An 8,029-nucleotide genomic window follows, 5' to 3' on the forward strand; every position below is an offset into this window, starting at 1 on the left:
CATCAATCTGTCCGCTATATTTCTGAGTGCGCCGGTAGAAACCGGCAAGGAGTAGGTGGTGAAAGTCCACTACGATGAGGGAGTAGCGAACCACATCGACCCCGAGCCGTGCGCAGGCATCCGTGAGGGTGCCGGCGAAGCGTCGGTAGGGGAGCGTGCGGGCCAGCCATTGAGCCGCGACAGTATAGACATCCCGGGTGCCGACGCGGTTCAGAACGCGGAAGGCCATACGGAAGGGTGCGTGAGCGCGAGCGCCCTGACGACCCGGCGTGGTCGAAGACCCTGGCACGTACGGACGCTCCTTGTGCGGGAACCGGGAGATCTCTCGTCTGGCCAGTCGCAGTATGGGCTGGTCCGCGTCGGGAAGGCGAGGAGCCGTAGCCGATGACGAACGGACGGGAGAAGTCAGACTCCGCCATATTAGCGACGAAGCCTGCGAACAAGGCCGGGAAACCGGCTGCGGAGTGGGTGGAGCAAAGGGCGGGGACCAAGGGGAACACGGGCCAACCGCACACGCGCCGGGCGCAGAACCGGGCAAGCGTGTCACAGGGGCTGGAACGTGTACGGCAAGCTGCCAGGCAGCGGAAGAAGGAACGGTTCACCGCGCTCCTACATCATGTCACGGTCGACCGACTTCGGGAGTCGTTCTTTGCGCTTAAACGCAATGCAGCGCCCGGGGTGGATGGGCTGAGGTGGAAGGACTATGAGGCGGGCTCGGAAGAAAATCTCCGATCCTTGCACGCGCGAGTCCAAAGTGGAGCGTACCGGGCGTTACCCGTTCGGCGACAATACATACCGAAGTCGGATGGCAAACAGCGCCCGTTGGGGATCGCCGCCCTGGAGGATAAAATCGTCCAGCGCGCGGTGGTGGAGGTGCTGAACGCGATCTACGAGGGAGACTTCCTCGGTTTCTCGTACGGCTTCCGGCCAGGACGCAGTCAGCACGATGCGCTGGACGCGTTGGTGGTGGGAATCACTAGCACCCCGGTGAACTGGATTTTAGACACCGATCTCAAGAGCTTCTTTGACTCGGTTAGCCAGGAATGGCTAGTCCGATTCCTGGAGCACAGGATCGGCGACAGCCGCATCATTCGCCTTGTGCGCAAGTGGCTCAAGGCGGGCATTCTGGAAGACGGAGAGTGGAGCGTCAGCGAGTCAGGCACACCGCAGGGATCCGTGGCATCGCCACTGTTCGCGAACGTGTACTTGCACTACGTCTTTGATCTCTGGGCCAACCGGTGGCGACGGCGAGAAGCTAAAGGCAACGTGATCATCCTGCGGTACGCGGATGACATTGTTGTCGGCTTCGAGCATGAAGCTGACGCGCGGCGCTTCTGGGAGGCGATGCGGTTGAGGTTGGAGGAGTTCTCGCTTGCGCTTCATCCGGACAAGACCCGGCTGTTGGAGTTTGGCCGCTACGCGGTGGCAAACCGACACAGCCGCGGTCTTGGCAAGCCGGAGACCTTTACGTTCCTGGGCTTTATCTTCATTTGCGGCAAATCACGTCGCGGCTCCTTTCTGCTTCATCGGAAGAGCCGAGGCGATCGCCTGCGAGCCAAGCTCAGGGAAATCAAGGAGCAGCTGCGGCAGCGCATGCATGTGCCGATTCCCGAACAGGGACGATGGCTCAGGCAGGTGGTTCGTGGTTACTTTGCGTATCATGCGGTACCCACGAATTCTCGAGCACTCGGCGCCTTTCGCCACCACGTCATCGATCTATGGAGGCGCACGCTCCGGCGGCGCAGCCAGAAAGACGGCCTGACCTGGCTGCGCATGGCCAAGATTGCCGACGCCTGGCTCCCCAAACCTCGAATCCTTCATCCATGGCCAAGTCAGCGTTTCGCCGTCAAACACCCGAGGTAGGAGCCCGGTGCCCGAATCGGGCACGCCGGGATCTGTGCGGGGGGTGACCAGTAATGGCCATTCCTACCGCGATCGTGTGAGTAAATCCGGAATTTTGCAAGCTGTCAAAAACGCGTAACTTCGCGTTTTGGCGGATGCAGGCTGCATACCTCCGCGCCGACGAAACCCTGATTGCCAGATCCTGCGATTGAGCATTTCAGACGTGTCAGAAGGGTCGTCACGAGCACCTATGCACCCTCCTGTCGAAGCTGGGCCGTGTCTCGAACGAGAGGGCCACGGCGGATCCCGGCGTGTCGCGCGAAACGTTGCGCCGCGACCCGCTTTATCTGGAAGAGGCGGGCGTCCTGCAGCGCGTGCATGGGGGACATGGCCTCCGACGACGACCCCGTCGCCGCTTTGGCCCGTTGGCTTCGCGGGGCGCATCGCAAGGAAGTCGTCTCGTGCAGGCGACGATCGAAATTATGCGTTGACGAATAACCCCGCTCCTCATAACCACCCGGGCCATAGACGAACGCAACCAGCACGAGAACCACTGTGACCCAATGGAACGTCTGTACGCCTAGCGTACGTATAAGCCTTTCACAACACCCCTTGCTGTTGCGGATTCATCGTCGGCCGTGGATGATTTCCCGACCGGCATAAACAGCCAGAAAAGCGCCAACAAGCATGACAGCCATCGCAAGCGATTCATCGACGGAATCGCCAGGTTGCGATGACTTCACATGAATCCACATGACGATCCCGATCGCCGCGAGGAACAACCCCATAATCAGCCCCCAAACCGGCCCGGCCGATTGGGACTGCAATCTGTGAGACATCTTCATTGTCGTACCCCACAACACACGCATCATTCACTACGAGCACTTCATGGACCGCAGCGCGACCGACGGGGTGCAGCGTCCGGCTGGCGCTATGGCCAATGCCTGTCCACCGCAAAAACAACCAGCACAGCGACGAATGCGACAAGCCATTTGACCAGTCTGCGACACACTTCCCGACCGTCCAATCGGTAATCGCACATCGCGCACACGACCGTTGAGATCACATGCCGCTGCTGCGCCGCGGTCAATCGTCCAGGGCCTCGCGCTCAAGCCGGTCGCGCGAAAGGTGACGGACATCCTTGCCTTTGACAACATAAATGACAAGCTCCGCCAGGTTCTTCGCATGGTCGCCAATCCGCTCGATGGCCGACGCAATGGACACATAGTCGAGTGCGGAAGAAATGATTCGGGGGTTCTCCGTCATGTACGCCGGCAGCTTGCGCACAAATGCGCGGTACTGTTCGTCAATCGCCTCATCCTCGCGCATGATCCTGGCCGCCTCGACCGTATCGAGCCGGGCAAATGCCGCGAGCGCGTCGTGGAAGATGGTTCCTGCCATCTGGCCGGATGTCCGGATTTCAGCGATATTCAGATTCCTGCCCGCAGCATCATTCGAGATCTTCCTCGTCCGCTTTGCAATCTTGCGTGCTTCATCGCCTGCGCGCTCGAGATTGGTGATGCCTTTGGAGAAGGCCATCAGCCGCCGCAGGTCGGATGCGATGGGCTGGCGCCGCGCGATGATGTTGTTGCACTCGGCATCGATCTCGATTTCCATCGCATTGAGTCGATGCTCCTCATCAATCACCTTCTCGACCAGGTCCATGTCGAAGCGGCTGAGGGCGTCCATTGCATCGGTCAACTGTGACTCAACCAGTCCCCCCATCGCGAAAAATCTCGACGACAGGTGTTCAAGGTCCGCATCGAACCGGCTGGAAATGTGCTTGTCTGGCATGGAAAACTCCTCTTACCAGAAAGACGATAAACTGTTTGTACGGTTTGTCAAATGTACAAAAAGCCATGAAACCACACGCTACCAGGAACAGAAGCGACAAGCGGGCGCATGCATCCTCCAACGACGGTGCAACCGAGGCCACAGCCGGCGGGAAGTCGGTCCAGGTTGCGAAGACCCGACATGTGGCGTCCCCGCCACAGGCCCGCAAGGCAAAGCTTGCTGAAGCGGCTCCCCCGCGCGCTGCTCGGCACCACAAAGAGCATGTCAAACCGGAAAAGGTCGTGCGCGACACCTTTACGATGCCCAGGGAGGATTACGAAAAGCTCGCGGTACTCAAGCAGCGGTGCCTCGACGCGGGCGTTGCCGTAAAAAAGAGCGAGCTTGTGCGTGCGGGGCTCCTTCTGCTGGCGTCTGAACCGACGAAACGCCTTCTAGCGGCCGTCAAGGCGGTCGAGCCGGTCAAGACCGGGCGGCCACCAAAATCGAAGTGAGCCGCGTTCGAGTCCCGACCATCGAATGGAGTCGTCGCGACAATCAGGATTTTGCAAGCGGACGCACCAACTGGCTTACCTTGGCTGCGGAGAAAAAGCAGGAATGTAACGGCCCGGATCCTACATGTGAGCGCCTGCAACGCGCGACACTGATCGCGCTGTCGTTCCAGGTCGCAGCTCGCCGGCGTTGAAACGGCTTGGCGGGGTTTCACCGGTGTTGTGGAGCAACCGTGCACATCAGGCGCCGGCAAGCGCTGACCTTTCAGGCACACTATTTCGACTGAGGGAGAAGGCCGTGAGCACGCGTTCGCCGTTCGAAATCTGTGCGCCGCTCGGCATTTTCGTCGTTGCATGCGCACTTTCCGTACCGACGATCGTCATCGCCATTGCCTGGATGACGCTCGGTGCCTGCTGCCTGGGCTACCTGACGCTTGCAGACTTCCCCACTGACGGCGCGCCGCACAGGTGGCGCCATGGGGCGCGCGGTGGCTGCCTCCTTTTCTATCATGTCGCATGGTGGCCGTGGTACACGCGTCACGAACTGCGTGAATTCGCCAGCCAGACCCAGAAGTTCGTTTCGGGCAAAGGCTCGCGTAGTAGCGAATCGCGATCTGGACACGAAGGCAACGGGAAGCGCCACTGATCAACGCAGGCCTGACGTGCTGCAAAGACCTCGCAGTCAGTCCGCACCCGGCAGCCTGGGTCGGTAGCCCCTGTAGTGCTCCCGGAGCCAGCACTCGCACGTCACAACGTGAGACGCAAAGTCGGCGCCGCGTGCATGCAGCAGCTTTACCCAGCAGAGCACGGAGGGACGGGGACCGGATTTACGGGTTCGTGACAGAGTGTGCAGAGCAGGAAGCGGGCCGCCTCCTTTAGAGAACCCGCCACAAGGACGGCTGGCGCGATCTCATGCGGTGGCACGTATGGCATGTCCGGCATCTCCCGCTTCGCTCAATGCGATCAGAATGGCTCGCGGGCGTCGCCGGTCCGATCGTGACGACACGCGTCGTCCAGGCGGTCCAGACGTCCAAGCACATCTCTCGCCTGCCTTTCGATGTGCATGGGCAGCGAAGGCATGGTCAGAATTGTCGTAACCCTGTCGCGCCAGTAGTTCAGACTGGTCACCGACCCTGTCTCGATGACACGCACTCCATCCGCTGCGTGTTCGAAATGGCTGATAACACTTCTGATATGCGCCAGGTCCTGCTCGGCAAAATCATGGCTCACGCTACACCCCCCGATTTTTATTCAGTAGTATTGGTCGTTTTTGACGGACATATCTCTGCTCTATTCGCACCGCCCCCCGGTCCGCGCAAGGAGACGGTGTTCCTGGACGAGCTAGCGCCGTGTCCGGATACTTTGCCACCATTCATGGTGATCAAGATTGCGCAGCAGATCGGCGCGGCGCCGCTCACGTCGATAATGAGCCGCGACGCCGGCTGCCGCGATGACGAGCGCGATGGCGCCGACACCCATACCCAGCCAGGATTGATCCATGCCCGCCTCCCCATAAAGCCCCGATCGCCGCTTTCCTGTGTGGACGGCACGGCGCATCAATATCGTCCCGACGACAGTGCAACGATAGCCTGTCGCGCCCTAGCACGCTCTGGCAATCGCACGCAGGAAGGCGTCGCCCCGTGGGGTGACGCGAGGCACGGGCATGCCCGTTTCAGGTGGCTCAATTGCGACCAGCTGGAGTTCGCGAAGCGCGCCGAGCTCGACGCGGTTCGCCTCCATCCGCTCCGGCGCGTCCTTCACCAGCATCAACGTGGCGAGTTCGTGGGGGCTCAGCATGGCATTCCCTTGAAGTGGGGAAAACAGGAGCGGCATCCGGCGGCAGAAGTACGCTGGAACGACCGGTCAGGACGACGCGCGGCTTCCGGGGGAAGGACTTCGTCGTCGCCTGCTGGCTGGCAGCGCAGCTGCCGGGGTGGAACCCGCAACCTCGCGCGCGATGTCCCGCACGACAGCGGGCGCCCCCAGTGCTGCGGCAGGAGAATGCTCGGGAACGTCGCTCGCCACCTGTGTCGTCGCATCTGCGATCCACGCGCTCCTGCCCATTGCAGTCATCCCAGCCGACGCCTGCCGGGCCATCTCGACATAGCTCGCGAAGGCCAGCCGGTTGAGCGTTGCCGTAGTCTGCAACGTCAGGTCGATCAGGGCGACGGTATGCGCGCCCATCGGGACAGCAAGCGAAGGCAGCGCCGCGGCCTGGTTCCAGGCTAAGGGGTACGTCGTCTTCGACGAGGTAATGTCTTCCCGATTCTCCCGTGCGCCGGCGAGTACCACTCCGTACATCGAGAGGTTTAACCGGGCGAGCTCACCCAGGGCGGTAGCCAGATGGATAGCCGGGAACGGGCATGCCGCCGTGCAGGCAGCGGCTGTGGCAAATGATTTCTGCTCAGGATAACTCACGAATCGGCTCCAGGTGCTCACCAACAGGGCGTTGCCGCTGCCACTGCGGCGGATCGTCGGGATGCCTGGCTCCCGCAAATCCTCACCGGGGCCCTCTGCCGAACGATCTAGAGCGTTTATTCTAACTTTGTAAAATCCGGATCATAAATCGATGTTGTTCAGGAGTTTCCCCAATATGTGGGATTTTACGCGCGTGGTGGGGGTGTCAGCAGCGGCTGACGCGCGGCCACGCAATGCGGTAACGCGGCGCCGGAACAGGTGCTGCATGCGCTTTGCTGCCCGTCACGCATGGAAGGATTAATGGCGGTCGTGACAGAACAGGTCGTCGACGATCTTGCGCGCCGCGCTGTATCCACCCATGAGCGCGTCGGACTCTGTGGTGAATGGACGACCACCCACTTCGCCGAAGCGTAAGGGAGCAAACACGGCAACCGTGGTGGCTGCCTGAAAGATCCTGACGACAGCAACGTACCCCGCCCGGGCTGGCTCAAGTTTCTTCAGTCCGATGCTGATATCGGACTCAACGGAGATCTCGAGCGTAAAGCCTTCGTAATCGTAGCTTCGCGTCATGCCTGTCTCCCTCGCCTTATTTTTCCCGGCGACATTCCCGCACGCCCGTCATGGCCACGAGCCGTGAGCAGATCGCGGAGAAATCGTTCGCGCTTGTCCGCGACAGCGCGATCTGCACGTCATCTAGATCGGCATCATCGTCGGATTGCTGGACAATGAACTGCTTGACACGCGCGCTGCCCGAGCCGAGGGCTCGATGCACGGAGTCGAGCGTCACGCTACCGCGTTCGACCAGCAGCTGTATGTTGCGCTGCTGACGCACGGAAATAAAGCGCCGCTCCAGCGGCTTCACGCCGACCAGAATGATCAGAATAATGAGCGTGGCGCCGATTGCTGCCGTGTACATGCCGCCGCCCACCGCGAGACCGATACCGGCCACTGACCACAGGCTTGCAGCCGTGGTCAAACCACGCACAACTTCGCCACGAAGCAGGATGGATCCCGCGCCAAGGAAGCCGATTCCCGAGACAACCTGGGCCGCAACGCGGGAAGGGTCGAGCACGACGTTCTTTTCGCCGAGCACGTCCGCAAAACCGAATGCCGAAACCAGCATCATCAGTGCGGCACCGACGCAGACCAGCATGTGTGTGCGCAGGCCAGCTGCCCAGTTCAGTCGCTCACGCTCAAAGCCGATCACGCTGCCGAGAAGAGCTGCGATGAGCAGGCGCGACAGAAGTCTTCTTATCTCGCGCCGGATACCTGCTCCAGTTCGCAACGCAAAGAAAAAGCTCTTCATTACATAGGATTACGAATTGTGTAGGAGTTTTCAGATGAATCCGTTAGTTCGGTGAGGCGGACATCGTTCGTTGATGTCGACGTGCTGCGAAAGCTTCATCGTTGATGCCGCATTCGCCGATGACAGGGTTCAAGACGAGATGCTCGGTCTGAAGACGGCGTACGGGTGAAACGTCCAGATA

At 60.7% G+C, this 8,029-nt stretch carries 12 protein-coding genes and 1 pseudogene; 4 read left to right on the plus strand and 9 right to left on the minus strand.

Translation table 11 applies throughout. The features are described from left to right. A partial coding sequence (locus VMJ11_RS19880) for a hypothetical protein (protein WP_325621093.1) occupies nucleotides 1-229 on the minus strand: 229 nt, incomplete at its 3' end. A gap of 155 nt (nucleotides 230-384) precedes the next feature. Here VMJ11_RS19880 and ltrA point away from each other — a divergent pair. Beyond that, complete coding sequence (gene ltrA, locus VMJ11_RS19885) at nucleotides 385-1,863, plus strand: group II intron reverse transcriptase/maturase (protein ID WP_325621094.1); 1,479 nt, start codon at nucleotides 385-387, stop codon at nucleotides 1,861-1,863. Nucleotides 1,864-2,090: 227 nt separating this feature from the next. After that, nucleotides 2,091-2,333 (plus strand): annotated as a pseudogene (locus VMJ11_RS19890) (DeoR family transcriptional regulator); the annotation flags it as partial. Between the two features lie 135 nt (nucleotides 2,334-2,468). On the opposite strand, the gene VMJ11_RS19895 reads toward VMJ11_RS19890, so the two are convergent. Then, a complete protein-coding gene (locus VMJ11_RS19895; RefSeq protein ID WP_325621095.1) occupies nucleotides 2,469-2,681 on the minus strand; it encodes a hypothetical protein in 213 nt (70 codons plus the stop codon). A 247-nt stretch (nucleotides 2,682-2,928) separates the two neighbouring features. Continuing rightward, the gene (phoU, locus tag VMJ11_RS19900; RefSeq protein WP_325621096.1) at nucleotides 2,929-3,636 is read right to left on the minus strand and encodes a phosphate signaling complex protein PhoU; all 708 of its coding nucleotides are present in this window, start codon (nucleotides 3,634-3,636) and stop codon (nucleotides 2,929-2,931) included. 65 nt (nucleotides 3,637-3,701) lie between these two features. On the opposite strand from phoU, the gene VMJ11_RS19905 reads away from it, so the two are divergent. Together VMJ11_RS19905 and VMJ11_RS19910 are read left to right on the plus strand one after the other, a co-directional pair. After that, entirely contained in the window at nucleotides 3,702-4,127 is a 426-nt protein-coding gene (locus VMJ11_RS19905) for a hypothetical protein (protein WP_325621097.1), read from the plus strand. 295 nt (nucleotides 4,128-4,422) lie between these two features. Then, entirely contained in the window at nucleotides 4,423-4,770 is a 348-nt protein-coding gene (locus VMJ11_RS19910; protein ID WP_325621098.1) for a hypothetical protein, read from the plus strand. Nucleotides 4,771-5,087: 317 nt separating this feature from the next. Here the strand turns inward: VMJ11_RS19910 and VMJ11_RS19915 are convergent, their stop codons facing one another. The 6 genes from VMJ11_RS19915 to VMJ11_RS19940 all read right to left on the minus strand — a co-directional run bounded on the left by VMJ11_RS19915 (nucleotide 5,088) and on the right by VMJ11_RS19940 (nucleotide 7,848). Next, a complete protein-coding gene (locus VMJ11_RS19915; protein WP_325621099.1) occupies nucleotides 5,088-5,354 on the minus strand; it encodes a hypothetical protein in 267 nt (88 codons plus the stop codon). A gap of 111 nt (nucleotides 5,355-5,465) precedes the next feature. Continuing rightward, nucleotides 5,466-5,624, minus strand: a complete 159-nt coding sequence (locus VMJ11_RS19920) for a hypothetical protein (protein WP_325621100.1) — start codon at nucleotides 5,622-5,624, stop codon at nucleotides 5,466-5,468. A 99-nt stretch (nucleotides 5,625-5,723) separates the two neighbouring features. After that, nucleotides 5,724-5,921 (minus strand): hypothetical protein, encoded by a 198-nt coding sequence (locus VMJ11_RS19925; RefSeq protein ID WP_325621101.1) that lies wholly within the window; start codon nucleotides 5,919-5,921, stop codon nucleotides 5,724-5,726. Nucleotides 5,922-5,987: 66 nt separating this feature from the next. Beyond that, complete coding sequence (locus tag VMJ11_RS19930) at nucleotides 5,988-6,542, minus strand: hypothetical protein (protein ID WP_325621102.1); 555 nt, start codon at nucleotides 6,540-6,542, stop codon at nucleotides 5,988-5,990. Between the two features lie 297 nt (nucleotides 6,543-6,839). Further along, nucleotides 6,840-7,112: a hypothetical protein gene (locus VMJ11_RS19935; RefSeq protein WP_325621103.1), complete on the minus strand. Its 273-nt coding sequence runs from the start codon at nucleotides 7,110-7,112 to the stop codon at nucleotides 6,840-6,842. Nucleotides 7,113-7,128: 16 nt separating this feature from the next. Beyond that, complete coding sequence (locus VMJ11_RS19940) at nucleotides 7,129-7,848, minus strand: MgtC/SapB family protein (protein WP_325621104.1); 720 nt, start codon at nucleotides 7,846-7,848, stop codon at nucleotides 7,129-7,131. Nucleotides 7,849-8,029: the final 181 nt, after the last annotated feature.

Origin of the sequence: Paraburkholderia sp. (assembly GCF_035501035.1) — a bacterium.
In the GTDB taxonomy this organism is placed as follows: Bacteria; Pseudomonadota; Gammaproteobacteria; order Burkholderiales; family Burkholderiaceae; genus Paraburkholderia.